Source organism: Bartonella sp. B17 (genome assembly GCF_053795755.1).
In genome coordinates this window covers 210,427-229,269 of record NZ_CP200032.1, presented here as the reverse complement: position 1 = coordinate 229,269, position 18,843 = coordinate 210,427, and the positions used below count along the sequence as shown (strand labels likewise).

12 protein-coding genes, 1 tRNA gene and 1 pseudogene are annotated in these 18,843 nt (G+C 37.8%); 6 read left to right on the top strand and 8 right to left on the bottom strand.

Annotation, left to right across the window (positions count from 1 at the left end; translation table 11 throughout):
• Nucleotides 1-162: 162 nt before the first annotated feature.
• The 3 genes from rpsA to aroA form a co-directional block, all read right to left on the bottom strand.
• Entirely contained in the window at nucleotides 163-1,863 is a 1,701-nt protein-coding gene (gene rpsA, locus V4B18_RS01110) for a 30S ribosomal protein S1 (RefSeq protein WP_455476021.1), read from the bottom strand.
• Nucleotides 1,864-1,998: 135 nt separating this feature from the next.
• Nucleotides 1,999-2,646 (bottom strand): (d)CMP kinase, encoded by a 648-nt coding sequence (gene cmk / locus V4B18_RS01105; protein ID WP_455476020.1) that lies wholly within the window; start codon nucleotides 2,644-2,646, stop codon nucleotides 1,999-2,001.
• Nucleotides 2,643-3,971 (bottom strand): 3-phosphoshikimate 1-carboxyvinyltransferase, encoded by a 1,329-nt coding sequence (gene aroA, locus V4B18_RS01100; RefSeq protein WP_455476019.1) that lies wholly within the window; start codon nucleotides 3,969-3,971, stop codon nucleotides 2,643-2,645. The genes cmk and aroA overlap by 4 nt, the downstream gene beginning before the upstream one ends.
• A gap of 185 nt (nucleotides 3,972-4,156) precedes the next feature.
• Here aroA and V4B18_RS01095 point away from each other — a divergent pair, with 185 nt between their 5' ends.
• From V4B18_RS01095 to ilvD, 3 genes are all read left to right on the top strand, one after another.
• The gene (locus tag V4B18_RS01095; protein ID WP_455476018.1) at nucleotides 4,157-4,537 is read left to right on the top strand and encodes a TIGR02300 family protein; all 381 of its coding nucleotides are present in this window, start codon (nucleotides 4,157-4,159) and stop codon (nucleotides 4,535-4,537) included.
• A gap of 115 nt (nucleotides 4,538-4,652) precedes the next feature.
• A tRNA-Ala gene (locus V4B18_RS01090) sits at nucleotides 4,653-4,728 on the top strand.
• Nucleotides 4,729-5,183: 455 nt separating this feature from the next.
• The gene (ilvD, locus tag V4B18_RS01085; RefSeq protein ID WP_455476017.1) at nucleotides 5,184-7,022 is read left to right on the top strand and encodes a dihydroxy-acid dehydratase; all 1,839 of its coding nucleotides are present in this window, start codon (nucleotides 5,184-5,186) and stop codon (nucleotides 7,020-7,022) included.
• A 280-nt stretch (nucleotides 7,023-7,302) separates the two neighbouring features.
• Here ilvD and mutS read toward each other — a convergent pair whose 3' ends face one another.
• On the bottom strand, nucleotides 7,303-10,047 hold the full coding sequence (mutS, locus tag V4B18_RS01080) for a DNA mismatch repair protein MutS (RefSeq protein ID WP_455476016.1): 2,745 nt from the start codon (nucleotides 10,045-10,047) through the stop codon (nucleotides 7,303-7,305).
• A gap of 208 nt (nucleotides 10,048-10,255) precedes the next feature.
• On the opposite strand from mutS, the gene V4B18_RS01075 reads away from it, so the two are divergent.
• Nucleotides 10,256-12,556 carry an NADP-dependent malic enzyme gene (locus V4B18_RS01075; protein ID WP_455476015.1) on the top strand — a complete coding sequence of 767 codons (2,301 nt, stop codon included), beginning with the start codon at nucleotides 10,256-10,258 and terminating at the stop codon, nucleotides 12,554-12,556.
• Nucleotides 12,557-12,611: 55 nt separating this feature from the next.
• Here the strand turns inward: V4B18_RS01075 and secB are convergent, their stop codons facing one another.
• Together secB and V4B18_RS01065 are read right to left on the bottom strand one after the other, a co-directional pair.
• Nucleotides 12,612-13,088 carry a protein-export chaperone SecB gene (gene secB, locus V4B18_RS01070; RefSeq protein ID WP_455476014.1) on the bottom strand — a complete coding sequence of 159 codons (477 nt, stop codon included), beginning with the start codon at nucleotides 13,086-13,088 and terminating at the stop codon, nucleotides 12,612-12,614.
• A gap of 141 nt (nucleotides 13,089-13,229) precedes the next feature.
• A complete protein-coding gene (locus tag V4B18_RS01065; protein WP_455476013.1) occupies nucleotides 13,230-13,733 on the bottom strand; it encodes an FxsA family protein in 504 nt (167 codons plus the stop codon).
• Between the two features lie 193 nt (nucleotides 13,734-13,926).
• Here V4B18_RS01065 and V4B18_RS01060 point away from each other — a divergent pair, with 193 nt between their 5' ends.
• Entirely contained in the window at nucleotides 13,927-14,619 is a 693-nt protein-coding gene (locus V4B18_RS01060; protein ID WP_455476495.1) for a Tim44/TimA family putative adaptor protein, read from the top strand.
• A 59-nt stretch (nucleotides 14,620-14,678) separates the two neighbouring features.
• A pseudogene (locus tag V4B18_RS01055) lies at nucleotides 14,679-15,246 on the top strand (Smr/MutS family protein).
• Between the two features lie 294 nt (nucleotides 15,247-15,540).
• Here the strand turns inward: V4B18_RS01055 and V4B18_RS01050 are convergent.
• Both V4B18_RS01050 and V4B18_RS01045 read right to left on the bottom strand, forming a co-directional pair.
• Entirely contained in the window at nucleotides 15,541-16,554 is a 1,014-nt protein-coding gene (locus V4B18_RS01050) for an Hsp33 family molecular chaperone (protein WP_455476012.1), read from the bottom strand.
• 811 nt (nucleotides 16,555-17,365) lie between these two features.
• Nucleotides 17,366-18,565, bottom strand: coding sequence for an acetylornithine transaminase (locus V4B18_RS01045; RefSeq protein ID WP_455476494.1), 1,200 nt, complete (start codon nucleotides 18,563-18,565; stop codon nucleotides 17,366-17,368).
• Nucleotides 18,566-18,843 lie beyond the last annotated feature (278 nt).

Sequence of the window (18,843 nt, the reverse complement as noted above, 5' to 3'; positions counted from 1 at the left end):
AGTTATGGGCATTTTTATTTTTATAATAAAGTTTATATTTTTAAGCGTGTACACTTTTTTGATCAAATAATTTTAAAATAGGCAAGACACTTTATATTAAAAAATAAAAAAGGTCGCCAGAAAAATTAGCGACCTTGGCTTGATTTTTAAGCTATCTGATCATTAATCTTGTTCTTGTTTTTTTAGTGCTGCACCGAGAATATCACCAAGAGAAGCACCTGAGTCTGTAGAACCATATTGTGCAACTGCCTCTTTTTCCTCTGCAATTTCTAAAGCTTTGATCGACACTGAAATTTTACGTGTTTTTTTATCGAATGCAGTGATGCGTGCATCTACTCTTTGGCCGATAGAGAAGCGCTCAGGGCGTTGTTCATCACGATCACGCGCTAAATCGGAGCGGCGAATAGTTGTTTCCAGATTGTAATCAATCAACTTTACGTTAATATCGTTTTCATTGACGCTAACAACTTCACATGTCACAACACCACCTTTGCGTAACTCACTAGATGCTTCTTCTCCTCCAACTTTATCATTGGAAAGCTGTTTTATTCCAAGAGAAATACGCTCTTTTTCAATATCAACATCAAGTACCACAGCTTTAACGATATCGCCTTTATTGTAGCTATCAATAACTTGTTCACCAGGGCGATTCCAATCAAGATCAGAAAGATGAACCATACCATCAACATCGCCTTCAAGCCCGATGAAGAGTCCAAATTCTGTTTTATTTTTGACTTCTCCTTCGATTTGTGAATTTACAGGGAATTTATTAGCAAAGGCTACCCATGGATTCTCAAATGTTTGTTTTAAACTAAGAGAAATACGGCGTTTAGAAGGATCAATTTCAAGGACAACCACTTCTACTTCTTGTGATGTGGACAGAAGTTTTCCAGGGTGGATATTTTTCTTTGTCCAACTCATTTCAGAAACGTGGATTAATCCTTCAATTCCTGGTTCGATTTCGACAAAACCACCGTAATCAGTAATATTGGTAACAGCACCAATAATTTTTTTACCAATCGGATATCTAACGCTGATGCTTTCCCAAGGATCACTTTCCAGCTGTTTCATGCCAAGAGAGATACGGTGCGTATCTTGGTTGATGCGAATAATTTGAACTTTAATAGTTTGACCAATTGTGAGGATTTCAGACGGATGGTTAACACGTCGCCATGCCATATCTGTGACATGTAAAAGACCATCAATTCCACCAAGATCAACAAAGGCACCATAATCGGTGATATTTTTAACGACACCTTCAACAATTTGGTTTTCTTCAAGATTTTGAACGATTTCTGAACGCTGTTCGGCTCTGCTTTCTTCTAAGACGGTACGACGTGAAACAACGATATTGCCACGGCGACGATCCATTTTCAAGATTTCAAAGGATTGTGGATTGTGCATTAATGGTGAAACGTCGCGAATGGGACGAATATCAACTTGGCTGCGAGGTAAAAAAGCAACAGCACCATCGAGATCGACTGTAAAGCCTCCTTTGACTTGGCTAAAGATAACTCCATCGACACGTTCGCCTGCATTAAACTTTTCTTCTAGGCGAATCCAGCTCTCTTCTCGCCGTGCTTTTTCACGTGACAGAACAGCTTCACCCATCGCATTTTCAATACGCTCAATGTAAACTTCAACTTCATCACCAATTTGCAAAGAACCGTCTTTTCCTTTAGCTCCAAATTCTTTGAGTGGAATACGTCCTTCAACTTTAAGGCCAGCATCAATAATGGCCATGTCTTTCTCGATTGCGATGACACGACCTTTAACAACGGATCCTTCATTAAGATCATTGGTTTGGAAAGATTCCATTAAAAGGGTTTCAAAATCCGCTGTTGTGGGATTGTATTGTGACATAAGAACTCCTGATACATACCTTTATTGCAAAAGGTGTAAGCGCTAGGTTAGTGTTGAACATAAGGTAACTTTCTGCCTTATTTCTTATATACAGGAAGAAAAATTAGCGCTAGGCTGAAAATTACCTTAACGATTTTAATCAACTCCATGAATTTTTATGATGGGATCAATAAAAGTGCACGCAGTTATGAATGTTGCTTCTATACTCAATTCTGACGTATCAAGCAAGTGGGCGTTTTGTGCTGGTTTTAATGGACTTTGTTTTCGGGTTAGATCGCGACTGTCACGTTGTTCAAGATCGACAAGGATTTCATTGTAATCTGCTTGGAATCCTTTTTTTAAAATTTCCTGATATCGGCGTTTTGCACGTGTTTGAATATTGGCTAAAATATAAAGTTTAACATCTGCACTAGGGCAAACAATAGTACCAATATCACGACCATCGAGTACACTGCCGGGTAAAATTTGAGCAAAATCACGTTGTTTTGCAACAAGAATTTTACGTACAGTTGGTATAAGTGCTATTTTTGAAGCTGCTTGACCAAGTTCATGAGAAGAAAGCAGAATCGGATTTAAAGCATTAAAATCAAGTTCTGTGGCATAAGCAATAGCACTTTTTTCATCATCAAGTGCCAATTTTTGTTGTAATAGTGCATGAGCAACACCGCGGTAGGTTAAACCAGTATCTAAATGGTGAAGACCATAATGAGCAGCAATTTTGCGTGCTAATGTTCCCTTTCCTGAGGCTGCTGGTCCATCAATTGTAATAACAAAAGGTTTCAATAGATTTTTCCTCCAAGTTGTTGCATAAGAGGGATAAATTCTGGAAAGCTAGTAGAAATCATTTGTTTATCATCAATGGTAACAGGTTTTTCTGATGCTAATCCAAAAACAAGAAAGCACATGGCAATTCGATGATCAAGATGTGTCATGACGCGTCCACCGCCCAATCCTTTGGCAGAATTTTTTCCATGAACAATGAGAAAATCTTTACCTTCTTCACAGTTTACATGGTTGATTGTTAATCCTTGAGCAACAGCGGATAGTCGATCTGATTCTTTAACGCGCAATTCTTCAATTCCTAGCATGATAGTTTTGCCTTTAGCAAAAGCTGCTGCGACTGCTAAAGCGGGATATTCATCAATCATTGATGGAGCTCGTTCTTTGGGGACAGTTACACCTTTTAGCATTGATGATTTGACATGCAAATCCGCAACATTTTCTCCTCCCGTTTGTCGTTGATTCAAAAGTTCAATATTCGCCCCCATTTCCCATAATGTTTCTATAAGTCCCATGCGAGAATTGTTGATCAAAACATTTTCAATGGTGATATCAGAATCTTCTACAAGAAGTGCTGCGATCAATGGAAAAGCTGCAGAAGAAGGATCGCCTGGAATGTCAATATTTTGCCCCGTGAGGTGCGGCTGTCCATTGAGGTGAATGAAACGGGTGCCTTGTGCATCTACTTCTATTTCAAGTGTAGCACCAAACGCTTTTAACATTTTTTCCGTATGATCGCGTGTAGGAATTGGTTCAATAACAGTTGTAGTGCCAGCAGTATTGAGGCCAGCAAGCAGGATTGCTGATTTAACTTGGGCGGAAGCCATGGGAATATGATAGCGAATCGGGCTAGCCATTTTAGGACCATAAAGCGTTAAAGGGAGATGGTCGCCTTGTGTTGCTTTAATTTCAACGCCCATTAAACGCAATGGATCAAGAATACGTCCCATTGGGCGCTTAGATAAAGAGGCATCACCAATAAAGGTTGTCTCCATATGATAAGAACCAACCATTCCCATAACCAGCCGAGCACCTGTTCCAGCATTGCCAAAATCTAGAGGATGTTCTGCTTGTAAGAGACAGCCATTACCGGTTCCACGAATGATATAGAAGTTATTTTTTTTATGAATACAAGCTCCCATGGCTTGCATAGCGGCAGCTGTATTTAAAACATCATCACTTTCAAGCAATCCATGAATACATGTTTTGCCATTTGCTAATCCTCCCAATATAAGGGATCGATGGGAAATTGATTTATCTCCTGGTATTTTAATTTTTCCAGAAAGATTGATAGATTTATGAGCTGTTACAGGTATTGCTTTTTGCATAGAAATTCTATTTAAATTTGTCTAAATTACTAAATTCAACCTCCTTTAGCACATGCTTTGAAGTGCGTCATGAGGAAATCTATGTGGAAGGGTGCATTTATCTTTGACAAAAGCATTGTCTTTCTATTAAGCACCGTAAAATTTGTTTTTTAATGAAATGATAGTTAACCAAAGGGGCACGGTTGATGGCAAAAGAAGAACTTGGAACTAAACGTATTGATCCAGAAACAGGAAAGAAGTTTTATGATCTTAATCGCGACCCTATTGTGTCGCCTTATACAGGAATTTCTTATCCTCGTTCTTATTTTGAGGTTGCGGCAGCTGAAGCGAGTAGTGAAGAAGAAATTGATGCTGAAGAGCTTGATACAGCGCTTGAAAAATCTGCCTTTATGCTACTTGAAGAGGATGTTGACGATTCTAAAGATGATGATCTTCCTGATTTGGGAGATAGTGACGTGGATCTGGGTGATGACGATGATACATTTTTGTCTCATGACGATGATGATGATGATGATGACGTCACTGGTATTCTCGGAGGTGGTGTTTCTAGCGATGATGATGTTTAAGAGAAGTGAAAAGGCATTTTTCTCATTAAATGCAAATTATTCTTGATCTTCGATTTTTCTCGTTTTAGAAACTCAAGATTATTTACCGCCTTTAAGCAAAGAATTCATCTTTTGTGGGGCTATAGCTCAGCTGGGAGAGCGCTTGCATGGCATGCAAGAGGTCAGCGGTTCGATCCCGCTTAGCTCCACCAAAAAGATCAGAGTATTTTTTTAATTAGAGATAACACCAACATTAAAAAAGGTCTTTATGCGTTGTTTAAGAGGTGCTATGGTGTTTATGGTAATTTTTATATTTTTCAATAGGTTAATGATACGCTATGCGTTTTTCATTCATTTGTAATTTTATAGAATTTCATTGCAATAAAAGTGAAAAAGTAGGTAAGCGATATTATTTTACGATGTATATAAAAAGAAAACTAAGCTGTTTATTATTTCTGTTTTAATAAGAAGAAATAACATCAAAAGATCGTACTAGAAAGCTTTGTTAAAGTACGAATAATGGCGACTGTTCGAGACAGAATTTTGCAGTTTTGTGGTTTAAATGTCTCAGTAAAAGGCATTTTTCTATTTCTAATAATAAAGCGCTTGTTTTTGAAGTTTGGTTACAGCACAACAGAAAAATGGAACTATTTGAGGGGAAAAAATAATGCTTTCTTACCGTTCAAAAATATCAACTCATGGACGCAATATGGCAGGGGCTCGCGGTCTTTGGCGTGCAACGGGTATGAAAGATTCTGATTTTGGTAAACCTATCATTGCAATTGCTAATTCTTTTACACAATTTGTACCAGGGCATGTACATTTAAAGGATCTTGGACAACTGGTTGCACAAGAAATAACTACAGCCGGTGGTGTCGCGAAGGAGTTTAATACAATTGCTGTAGATGATGGAATTGCTATGGGGCATGATGGAATGCTTTATTCTTTGCCTTCACGTGAAATTATTGCGGATTCTGTTGAATATATGGTCAATGCTCATTGTGCTGATGCATTAGTATGTATTTCCAATTGTGACAAAATTACTCCTGGGATGTTAATGGCTTCTTTACGGTTAAATATTCCAACAATTTTTGTTTCAGGTGGTCCTATGGAGGCAGGCAAAATTAAATGGAAAAATAAAGAAATTCATGTTGACTTAGTTGATGCAATGATTGCTGCGGCTTCTGAACATAATTCAGAAGAAGAAGTTGCTGAAATGGAACGTGCAGCTTGTCCTACATGTGGTTCTTGTTCAGGAATGTTTACCGCGAATTCTATGAATTGTCTTACAGAAGCATTAGGGCTTTCTCTTCCTGGAAACGGATCCATGTTAGCAACACATGCGGATCGTCGGATGCTTTTTGAAGAAGCTGGACGACAAATCGTTACATTAGCTAGGAATTATTATGAAAAAGGTGATGAGACAGTTTTGCCGCGTTCTATTGCTTCGCGCAAGGCTTTTGAAAATGCGATGACCGTTGATATTGCCATGGGGGGATCAACCAATACTGTACTGCATCTTTTAGCAGCAGCGCAAGAAGGTGAGGTGGATTTTACTATGACGGATATTGATCGTCTTTCGCGTCGTGTTCCTGTTTTATGTAAAGTTGCACCTGCTATTGCTAATGTACATATGGAAGATGTTCACCGTGCTGGTGGTATTATGGGGCTTTTAGGAGAATTGGATGCAGCTGGACTCATTGATACATCTGTTTATACAGTTCATGCTAAAACGATGAAAGAAGCTCTTTGCCGATGGGATGTGAAACAGGTTAATGAGCCAGCAACTCACGAATTTTATCGTGCAGCACCAGGTGGTGTTTCAACGCAAATAGCTTTTAGTCAAGTTTGTCGCTATAATACTCTTGATCTTGATCGTGAAAAGGGTGTGATTCGAGATGTTAAACATGCACATTCGCAAGATGGAGGACTGGCAGTCCTTTACGGAAATCTTGCGAAAGATGGCTGTATTGTAAAAACAGCAGGTGTTGATCAATCCATTTTAACTTTTAGGGGATTCGCAAAGATTTTTGAAAGTCAAGAGTCTGCTGTTTCGGCGATTTTAACAGACAAAATTAAGTCAGGTGATATTGTTTTAATCCGCTATGAAGGTCCACGCGGTGGACCTGGAATGCAGGAAATGCTTTATCCAACGAGTTATCTTAAATCTAAAGGATTAGGAAAGGCTTGTGCACTTATAACAGATGGTCGCTTTTCAGGAGGAACTTCAGGACTTTCTATCGGACATATTTCACCAGAAGCTGCTGAAGGAGGAGAAATTGCTTTAGTGGAAGAGGGTGACATAATAGAAATTGATATTCCTAACCGTACCATTAACATGTTAGTTGATGACATTGAGATTATGCATCGTCGTGCTAAAATGGAAAAAAAGGGAAATGCAGCGTGGAAACCAATTGAGGAGCGTAAGCGTAAAGTCTCAAAAGCTCTTAAAGCTTATGCCGCTATGACAACTTCCGCTGCAAAGGGTGCTGTTCGTAATGTTTGATAGTAAAGAAGCTTTCTTAAAGAAGATAAACAAGATTTTTAGAGCTTCTTTGTATCTTTTTGCCAATATTCTAGCAGGTTGTTTATTGGTTTAGCGAGATATTTTAATTTATTATTATTATGAATATGCTTTAAAGCTAGTGCGGATTTTGCTCTGGTTTGCATGAAAAATAATAGCTTATAAAATATTCTGCATGAATTTTTATATGCTTTGTAGATACAAAAGCACAGTAAATATAAAGACAGTCAAAATAATCAAAGATAAATGCTGTCTTTGATTTTTATAAGGATTCACTTTTTTCAAGTTGTTTGAGGCGATAAAGTGCTTCTAAAGCATCTTTAGGAGAGAGTTCGTCAGGATGAATCTCTTTTAAAGCTTTATGAAGTGCGCAATGTTTGTTTGTTTTTTCATTGGTAAAAGATGTTGTTTTCAGGGATAATAGTGGTAAATCATCAATTAATTTATGTCCTTTTCCAGACATTTCGCCTCGTTCTAATTGATGCAGAACATCTGTAGCTCGTGTAATAACTGCAGGAGGAAGCCCAGCAAGCTTTGCAACTTGTACTCCGTAAGATCGATCAGCAGCTCCTTGCGTAACTTCATGTAGAAAAACCACATCGCCATTCCAATTATTGACTTTCATTGTTACATTATGGAGGCGGTTAAGTTTTTCGGTAAGTGCTGTCATTTCATGAAAATGTGTAGCGAGAATAGCACGACAGCAATTAACTTCATGAAGATATTCAACTGTTGCCCACGCAATTGAAAGCCCATCAAAAGTTGATGTGCCTCGTCCGATTTCATCAAGAATAACAAGGGAATGGCTACTGGCATGATTAAGAATCGTTGCGGTCTCGACCATTTCCATCATAAAGGTTGAGCGTCCTCGAGCAAGATCATCAGAAGCTCCAACACGACTAAATAAACGATCAACAACACCAATATGAGCTGCTGTGGCTGGAACAAAAGAACCCATTTGCGCCATAATAGCGATAAGAGCATTTTGCCGTAAAAAAGTTGATTTTCCTCCCATATTGGGACCTGTCAATAGCCAGATTGCTGCATATTGATGGTTTTTTTGCGCAGAGAGGTCGCAATTATTGGCAACAAATGGTTCTGCTGCTTGCTTTCGTAATGCTTGCTCTACTACAGGATGACGTCCAGCGGTGATATTAAAGGTAAGTGACTGATCAATTTTCGGACGGCAATAGTTTTGCTCTTCAGCTAAATGCGCTAAAGCAACGGATACATCTAAAATAGAAAGTGCTTCAGCAGCTTTACGAATGAAATCAACTTGCTCAGTAATTTCATTAACAAGACTATCAAAAATTTCTAGTTCAAGAGACATAGCATGACCAGCTGCATGAGCAATGCGGCTTTCAAGTTCAGCAAGTTCTGTTGTGGTAAAACGCATAGCGTTTGCCATTGTTTGTCGATGAATAAAACGTGCTTTTGCTTGTGGGGTATTTGTGAGAGCAGGCGCTTGTAAATTGGTTACTTCAATGAAATAGCCTAAAATGTTGTTATGCTTTATTTTGAGTGTTTTAATATCTGTTTCTCGAGCATATTGTGCTTGCAGTTCCGCAATGACACGGCGAGATTCATCACGCAGAGCACGCATTTCATCAAGCTCTTTATGATAATGAGGGCGAATAAAGCCACCATCACGTTTAAGCAGCGGGAGATCATCAGCTAATGCTTGTTCTAAATGCAAATGTAAAGCGGCAGGTAAGTGTGAAAAAACCTGTTGTATATCGCTTATTTCTTGAGGAAGCAATTGGCTATCAAGAAGTTGATTGAGTTCACGAATGATTTCAAAACCATGCTGAATTGCAGCCATATCACGTGGTCCTCCTCGTCCAAGAGCCAAACGTGAAACGGCACGAGGCATATCTGGTCCCCCTTTTAAAATGAGCTTTATGGCTTCTGCAAGAGACATATTTTGCAAGAAAAAAGCAATCGAATCTAAGCGTCTATCAATAGCTGAAGGTGTAGTTAGAGGTGCAATTAAGCGATCAACAAGAAGACGTGCTCCTCCTCCTGTAACAGTACGATCAATAGCTTTTAGTAAGCTTCCATCACGTTGACCAGATGTGGTTCGAACAAGCTCAAGACTCAATCTGGTAGCGGCATCAATAAAAAGGGTTGCGCTTTCATTTTGTCGCTCAGGGCGCATGAGAGGGGGGCGATGAGAAATTTGCGTTTTTTCAATATAACGAATAGCTGCGGCGATTGCAGAAATCTCTGGGCGTGAATAGTCGGCAACACCTTTAAGAGTTGAAAGTTTAAAATAATCGCAAATGTCGCGTTCAGCAGTGATTGTATCGAAAAGATTCGCTGGTTGAGGTGAAACAATACGATCAAGAACATTAAAAAGCGACTTGTGAGATTTATCATGAAAAAAGGAGTCAGCTACAATAATTTCTTGTGGGTCCACACGCATAATATCTGCCAAAAGTTTTTCATGGCGGCTTTCTGCTACTCGAAATATACCTGTTGAGATGTCAATCCAAGAGAGGGCAAATTCTTCTTCATTACTAGTTTTGATGCGGGAAAGTGTCATCAAATAATTTGCGCGTGTTGGGTCAAGAAGTTTTTCTTCTGTTATGGTTCCAGGTGTAACAAGACGAACAACATCGCGCCGAACGACTGATTTTGCTCCACGTTTTTTAGCTTCTGTTGGATTTTCTGTTTGTTCACAAACAGCGACGCGATAACCGCAGGAAATTAATTTTTGCAAATAATCATCTGCAGCATGAACTGGAACACCACACATGGGAATATCTTTACCCAAATGTTTGCCGCGCGCTGTAAGTGTGATTCCTAAAGCTTGAGCAGCTTCAATTGCATCATCAAAAAATAATTCGTAAAAATCACCCATACGATAAAAGAGAAGAGAATCGTTATTGACTGCTTTGATTTCGATATATTGCTCCATCATAGGTGTGAGGCGTTCTTGATGTGGAGCAGATGAGGGCACGAGATTTGAGATTAAATCATTTTTATTGTCGGTCTTTTTATCCATTTTTATGCGCTCATTTCCTTCAATAGAGGGGTTCTATATCTTTTTTATTTACTTCAATATCTATCTTCACTATCTCTGAATTGAAACGCATGATTAGGGCTGCTAGAATGAGCATAGCGATTTTTGGCATATGAATCAAATTTTAAAATCAGACAGTCGCACGCATTATCGAACAGGGTAATACTGTTTTTGGAGAAAATATATTAATATGAAAAAAAGTGAACAAGATCAGCAAACATGTCAAACGGTTCATAGTCCCAGTGAGCGTGAAGCTCTTGATTTTCATAGTCGTGGTCAGCCAGGAAAACTTGAAATTGTTGCAACAAAACCTATGGCAACACAGCATGACTTAGCACTTGCCTATTCGCCAGGCGTTGCTGTTCCGGTTAGAGAAATCGCCAAAAATCCAGCACTTGCTTATGATTATACGGCGAAAGGCAATCTTGTTGCTGTTATATCAAATGGAACTGCTATTTTAGGTTTAGGAAATTTAGGTGCTCTGGCATCTAAGCCAGTAATGGAAGGCAAAGCAGTGCTTTTTAAGCGCTTTGCAGATATTGATTCAATCGATCTGGAAGTTGATACAAATGATACAGAAAGCTTCATCAATCTGGTGCGTCATTTAGAACCTTCTTTTGGTGGTATTAATCTTGAAGATATTAAAGCGCCTGAGTGTTTTATGATTGAAAGTCGCTTGCGCGAGATAATGAATATTCCTGTTTTTCATGACGATCAACATGGTACAGCGATCATTGTTGCTGCTGGCGTGCTCAATGCTTTATATTTAACTGGGCGCGATATGAAAAATACCCAACTAGTTTGTAATGGTGCTGGTTCAGCAGGAATTGCTTGTATCGAACTTATTAAAGCGATGGGATTCCCACCTGAAAATATCATATTATGTGATACTAAGGGAGTTGTTTATGAAGGTCGTCAAGAGGGGATGAATCAGTGGAAGGCGGCTCATGCTATTCGAACGGATAAGCGCACTCTTGCTGAGGCAATGGAAGGCGCTGACATGTTCTTTGGGGTTTCTGCTAAAGGGGCAATTACTTCTGAAATGGTACAATCGATGGCACCTAAGCCGATTATTTTTGCTATGGCTAATCCTGATCCAGAAATTACACCAGAAGAGGTTATGCGCGTGCGTCATGATGCCATTATTGCAACAGGGCGTTCAGATTATCCAAATCAGATTAATAATGTTCTTTGTTTTCCTTATATATTTCGTGGTGCGCTTGATGTGCGTGCGACGGTTATCAATGAAGACATGAAAATCGCTGCAGCAAGAGCTCTTGCAAATTTAGCGCATGAAGAAGTGCCTGATAGCGTTGCGGAAGCTTATCGTGGAAAGCGGTTAAAATTTGGTCCAAATTATATCATTCCTGTTCCCTTTGATCCGCGTTTGTTCACAGTTGTTTCAATTGCGGTGGCAAAAGCAGCGATGGAAAGCGGCGTTGCGCAGAAGCACATTGATGACTTAGAGGCTTATGAGCGTGATTTGAATGCAAGGCGTAATCCTATTTCTTCTGCGATGCGTGGTGTTTATAATCATGTTCGCCAAGCGCCAAAACAAATTGTTTTTGCCGAAGGTGAGGAAGAGCAAGTAATGCGGGCAGCTGTTTCCTATGTTCATCAAAAGCTTGGGCAGGCAATTTTAGTTGGTCGTGAAGAGCAAGTTAAGGAAACCGCTGCTGTTGCTGGAATTGATCTTGAGCGGGAAGGTATTTCTATTATGAATGCCAAGCTTTCCCATCGTACTGATGCTTATGCTAATTATCTGTATCAAAAGATGCAGCGTCAAGGTTGGTTATTGCGTGATTGTTATCGTCGTATCAATAATGATCGCAATTATTTTGCTGCTTGTATGGTTGCATTAGGGGATGTTGATGCAATGGTTACAGGAGTGATATGCAATTATGAAACAGCATTGATCGATATACGCCGAGCAATTAATGAGAAACCAAACGAGCGATTGATTGGTATTTCAATGGCTATTTGCCGTGGACGAACTGTTTTTATTGCGGACACAGCTGTTTATGAGGAGCCTAATGCTAAAGAACTTGCTGACATAGCGGAACAGGCAGCCTGTTTTGTTCGTGGCTTGGGATATCAGCCACGAGTAGCATTTGTAGCATTTTCTACTTTCGTCTATCTGAAAGGGGGACAGGTTACACAGCATATTCAGGGTGCTATTAATATTTTGCGTGAACGCAAGGTTGATTTTGAATTTGATGGAGAGATGAGTGCTGATGTGGCGCTCAATTCGAAATTGATGCAGCAATACCCCTTTATGGGTTTAACAGAACCTGCTAACATTTTAATAATGCCTGGATATCATGCGTCTTCTATTGCCAGCAAAATGTTGCAAGAGCTTGGTGAAGCAACTATTATGGGTCCTATTTTAATTGGATTGGAAAGATCTGTCCAAATTGTACCGTTTAGTGGAAATGATACAGATGTTGTTAATATTGCAACGCTGGCTGCTTACCATGCAAAAAAATTATAAAAAAAATAAAGGCCACTGATATTTCAGGGCCTTTTTATAATTAAAAAATAAATTTTTAAGATGGTTGTGTTGGACTGTTTTTTTGTTCTTCAGCTATACGTTTTTGGAACAAGGCTGCAAAATCAATTGGATCAATCCACAAAGGTGGAAAGCCACCATTTTGGGTAGCATCGGATACGATTTGCCGAGCAAATGGAAATAAAAGACGAGGACATTCGATAAAAACGAGTGGCGTGACATGTTCTTGCGGAATATTTTTAAGATGAAAAATACCACCATAAATCAATTCTACGTGAAACAATATTTCTGTGTCATCGTAAGCTTTGACTGAGAGAGATAAAACAACATCATAATTGTCATCACCAACTGGGTTAGCATTAACATTAATATCAATATCAATTTTGGGTGCCTTTTCACGTGGGCGCAATGAGCGAGGGGCACTGGGGTTCTCGAATGAAAAATCTTTTAAATATTGCGTTAATACAGCAAAGACTGGCTCTCCACTATTGTTGTTAATCTCACTTTCGGCCATATTACGAACCTCTCATCATAATGTGTGTATTTCTATTTTAAATCTAAAGACAAATTGGTTATCACGCCTCATAAAAGGTTGCAAGAAATGCTCTCTTTGTCTTTAATTATTTTTATGCTTATGGCAAATTTTTGAGGTATTTCAATAGTTATCATCGTTTTTACGCCATGGCGATTCTTTTTCATTATAAACTTGATAATCTTCTGCTTTAAGCTCAATTATTTTTTCAGATTTATTTTTGGTGTTGGCACTATTCTTATAGCTATTGGTTTTATTGTTAAATGATACAAATAAACGCCAAATAACAGTGCGAATTGGTTTAATAAGGAGTAATATTCCCAAAAGATCGCTTATAAATCCGGGAAGAATAAGTAAAATCGCACTAATAATGATGAAAGTATCATTGACTATATAATTTTCCAGTGTATGCCCTTGGATAAGCTCCCGTTGTATATTTTTTAAAAGGCTAATACCTTGAATTCGCAATAAAACACTTCCTGCCACTGTTGTGAGGACAACTAAACCTAAAGTTGCAAAAATTCCAATTCTTTTTCCAACAAAGATAAAGCCAGCAATTTCAACTAGAAGAGCGCCGAGAATGATTGTGATAAAAAAACGAGGATTTATAGGATAAAATTTGATCACATGAAAACTTCTTTTTTAAAATTTAAGGTGGAACATTATTGAGAGCTACCTTTTTAAGACTTATATTAAGGTTATATTAAAGATTGTAAAAATATTTGAATAGTAAATTCCTTATTTTACATGTTTATTTATAAATGATATTGACTGAAGTATTTATTATAGATCATCTTAAGTTTGGAGATTGACAGTGCCCATGGAATTTGACGTTGTACTTGTCGTAGCTCTTATTATTATGGTTGCCGTTTTTGTGCAACTGCGTAACGTGTTAGGAAAACGGATTGGTTTTGAAAAGCCTCCTTTCGATCCTTATTCTGGTTCTTCTAAAAAACAAACTGAAACAGAAACAGATGACAGTGTTGTTTCGTTCCCTCATCAAGCTAATTCGCAAAAAAGCGATTTTAGCGAAATTGATGCAATTTCACCTGAAGGAAGCGTACTGAATGAAGGCTTGCGAGCTATTTGCCAAAGTGATCCTCATTTTTCTCCTAAATTTTTTATAAAGGGTGCTCAAGTTGCTTATGAAATGATTGTGACAGCTTTTGCCAAAGGTGATCGCGTTCAACTTAAGAGATTACTTTCTCAGGGTGTTTTTGAAAGCTTTTGTTCGGCTATTGAGCAACGCGAGAAAAACGGTGAAAGAGTTGAGTTTACTTTTGTTGGAGTTAATAATATCGAGTTTGTTGCGGCAAAAATGCAAGAAAAAGAAGAATTTTTGACTGTACGTATTGTGAGTGAAATGATTTCTGTAACTTACAATAAGCAAGAGGAACGCATAGATGGTGATCCTGATACTATTGTAGAAATTAGAGATGTTTGGACTTTTGTTCGCAATAGCTTATCGCCAGATCCAAATTGGAAGCTTTTTGCGACAGAAGATGAAAATTGAAACTTTTTATCATCGATAAAACCGTGTGAATAAGGATTTATTAGAGATTAAAAATTAAAATGGCTATGGATGAAAGGAAGAAAAGGAATCCATTAATCTCACAAGATCGTCTTTTGTGGGAGAAGGTTTGTTGTACTACAATACCGCTTCATGATAAATTTCATCCTTCTATTCCAGAAGATGTTGCAAATATCAAAAATAAGAAACAATATATAACACAAAACTTTCCATTTCTTCAGGAAAATCAACAAAGAGAAATGGATGGTAAAAGAGAAGATAGTTGTACAAGAACATAAGGTTCGTCTCTTAGATTACGTTACACATCGTAAAATTGCCAAAGGTCGTTATCCTATTGAAGCCCGTATTGATCTTCATGGTTGTGTGCAGGAAGAGGCTTATTTTTTATTAAAAAATTTTCTGCAATCATCTCTGCAAAGTGGGTTACGCTATGTGCTTGTCATTACAGGAAAAGGTAGATTGCGTGGGAATCATGGTGTTTTGTACCAATTTGTTCCTCATTGGTTATCAACGCCAGCTTTTCGGTATTATGTTCATGAGTTTGAGCGTGCCGCTCGTCATCATGGGGGCGATGGCGCGCTCTATGTTCGATTACGCCGCTTTGTATAGGAGGGAAAGGTATGATATTTTCGGAGCTGTTTTAGATTTAATTTGATTTCATCAAAGAGAATATTTTGCATGTTATATTTTCTTGGATTAGAGGTAAAGCGGAATTTTTCCGTGATATTTGCTTTTTATTGCTAATTTTTATGGACGATAATATTTACTACGGTAATTTTACAAAAGAGTTATTGGTTACTTATTGCTAAATAAAATTTTAATAGTTGATCTTAGGTGGTGCTAAGGTGCAATGGCATAATTAAATTAGTTTTGGGTGCCATTGGCATTTTGTTATGAAAAGATTTATCTTGCTTCTTTTTCAGACAGTTCTTGCAGTTTAAAACGATAAGTTGTTGAGCAAAATTTACATGTGACTGAAATATATTTGTCCTTAACCATTTGAATACGTTCTTCAGTGGGAAATCCTTCCAGTATTTCTTTAATTTTTTCACGCGAACAGGAACATTTATTTACAAGAGAAAGAGGTTCAAAAACTCTAACACCTTGCTCATGGAAAAGACGAAATAATAGTTTTTTGCTACCGATTTGAGGATCTGTCAGTTCTGTACTTTCAATGGTTGCAGTAAGCGCTTTAGCTTCTTGCCATTGATTTTCAAGTTGAGCTCGGGTTTTGGTTTTTTCTGGTTGTTTATAGGGTTCATACATTATATGGTGATGTGATGTCTGTGGTAAAAGTTGCGTCAAAATACCTCCAGCACGCCAGCTTTTTTGTGATTTTCCTTGTTTATCACGTTTAATTAAGATAGCGACTGCTAAACGAATATCGGTTGGAATTTGCTCTGATTGGTCAAAATAGGTATGGGCAACTTCTTGTAAATTTGATCCATCTAATGCAACAATTCCTTGATAGCGCTGTGTATGAGCACCTTGATCAATGGTAAAAGCTAAAGTTCCTTCGCCAAGGAGTGTTTTTGAAGATATCTGATCGTTGGCTATAGCTTGTTTTAGCTGTTCTTCATTAAAACGAGCATAGCCGCGCAGACTAGAGGGAGGAGAAAAATCACACACTAATATATTAACGGGTCCATTGGAATTTGTTTGTAAAATAAATTTCCCCTTAAGTTTCAGAGAAGTCCCAAGCAGAACGGTTAAAACCAACGCTTCGGCTAAAAGGTAAGAAACGGGTTCAGGATATTGGTGTTTTGTAAGAATAGAATTTAAAGCTTCTCCAAGTTGTACAACACGTCCACGAATATCAAGTTCTTCAACTTGAAAGGGAATAACTGTATCGTCTTCGTTCAAGTCGACATTATTAAGAGAGATTTCATTTTTAGCTTGTTCGTGCTCTTCGCTCATATCTTTGCCTTTTATGTGATTTGCTTTTGCTAATCATTGTGGAGAGAAAAATATAGCTTGTAAACACCATGAAGGAACTACTTTTTGTGCATGAGAAAATTTTAATTTTGTCAACCGATATAATGCGGTTCATCGAATGTAAAATCTATGATTTCTTAATCATAATGAACAAGCAGATAAGCGTATGAAGAGAAGGTGTCAAACTTAGTCTAATCATTGAGGTTTCATTGACTTGGTGAAGTTGAGATATGGAGCGGTTACTGTGAATAAAGCTTTTGTTTTAGGAAAACCTATACGTCCGTTATAATGCATCCGATATCTTCGATAATTTTGGGAGATTGTTAGCGAGCTTAATTCATATATGGTAAATGGACATATTTTGCTTATAATTCATTATATTTCAGTATAGCAAAATATAAAGAAGGTAAAAAGAGCTTGTTGCGTTGATTAGAAGACAGAGAGCATTAGTACCATTTCTGCATAAATATTTTGCTAAAAATTGGTTTACTGTACTTTTAAAGAAATAAAGCTCTCTGTAAAATAACAAGAAAGCATGCTGTCTATTACGCTGCTAATGAAGGATTTTGAGTATATTACGCCAATGAGAGCATCTGATAATGTATTCTGTAGTTTACATTATGACGATGTTCATAAATTGCTAGCATTTTACCAATAAAAAGTTTTAAACGTTTTCTGTTTTGAAATTTGCTTTGAAAAAATACCGCATGACTTATAAGAATGTACATTTTTTGCGAAGGTCAAATAGATAAGCAGTGAAGTGGCGAGGATCTAAGTATTATAATGTTAACATTTACCATTTTTTGTTTGTTCGCGAAAGGTAAGCGATAGCTTTTTCAATACGATACAAGCTTTCATCTACTTCTTGTTCTGTAATGATAAGGGGAGGTAATAAGCGCACTATGTTGTTATTTGCAGCAACAGCCAAAAGATATTCCTTCTCTAGGGCATTTATGACAATATTAGAGGGTACAATGCATTGAATACCAAGCATAAGCCCCACACCATGGATAGAACAGATAATGTCAGAATAGGCATTTATAATGGTTGAAATTCTACTTTTTAGCTTATGTCCCATATACTGAATATGGTTAAGAAAGTCTGGTTCTAGTATGATGTCAAGAACACTATTGCCTACTGCCATCCCAAGAAGATTCCCTCCAAAGGTTGATCCATGGGTACCTGGTGTCATGCTTTTTGCAGCTTTATCTGTTGCAAGACACGCTCCTAATGGAAAACCGCCACCCAGTCCTTTTGCGAGAGTAAGAATATCAGGTATGATATCGCTCCATTCATAAGCAAAAAGTTTTCCTGTGCGTCCAATTCCAGTTTGAACTTCATCCAAAATTAACAACAGATCATTATCATCGCATATTTTGCGTAAAAGTTTTAAATACTTATGAGATACCGTTCTTATTCCTCCTTCTCCTTGAATAGGTTCAATAAGGATGGCTGCGGTATTTTTATTGATAGCGTTACGCAAAGCAATTTCATCACAAAAGGGAATTTGAAGAAATCCACCAGCTTTTGGTCCAAAACCTTCGAGATATTTTTCTTGCCCAGTAGCAGCAAGCGTTGCGAGTGTTCGTCCATGAAATGCTCCTTCAAAAGTAATAATTTCAACGCGTGTTGGATAACCAGCTGCATAATGATAGTGACGAGCAGTTTTGAATGCGCATTCTAGTGCTTCTGCACCAGAATTGCAGAAAAAGACTTTATCGGCAAAGCTGTTTTCACAAAGCCGTGCAGCAAGAAGCTCTTGTTCAGGAGATTCAAAAAGATTAGAAACATGCCACAGCTTTTCAGCCTGAACTTTGAGAGTATTAATTAATTTTGTATGGGCGTATCCTAATGCATTAACAGCAATTCCAGATGTACAATCAAGATAATGCTCTCCTTTATCAGAAATGAGCCATACACCATTACCTTGTTTAAAACGCAAATTACGTCGAGCAAAGCATTCATAAAGTGGCTGTATAGTGGTAGTATTCATCATTTTTCCTTTATGTTTTTGGCTCTGCATACGGCAAACAAAACAATACTTCAGCTATAGATTGTGTCATTATGATAAATTAGCTGAGCATATTATAGATGATTGCATTGATTAGCAAAAAGTCAATGAGGGTCTTACAAAAATGAATTCATGTAAAAAACTTTAAGAAAAAAGAAAATCTTTCCTATAGTTGATTCGCAAGTTGGGGAAAACATTCTAAATAAACTCTTAAAAAGGGAAAGACTCTTGTCATGGAGTCAGTGCATATTGTAACTTAA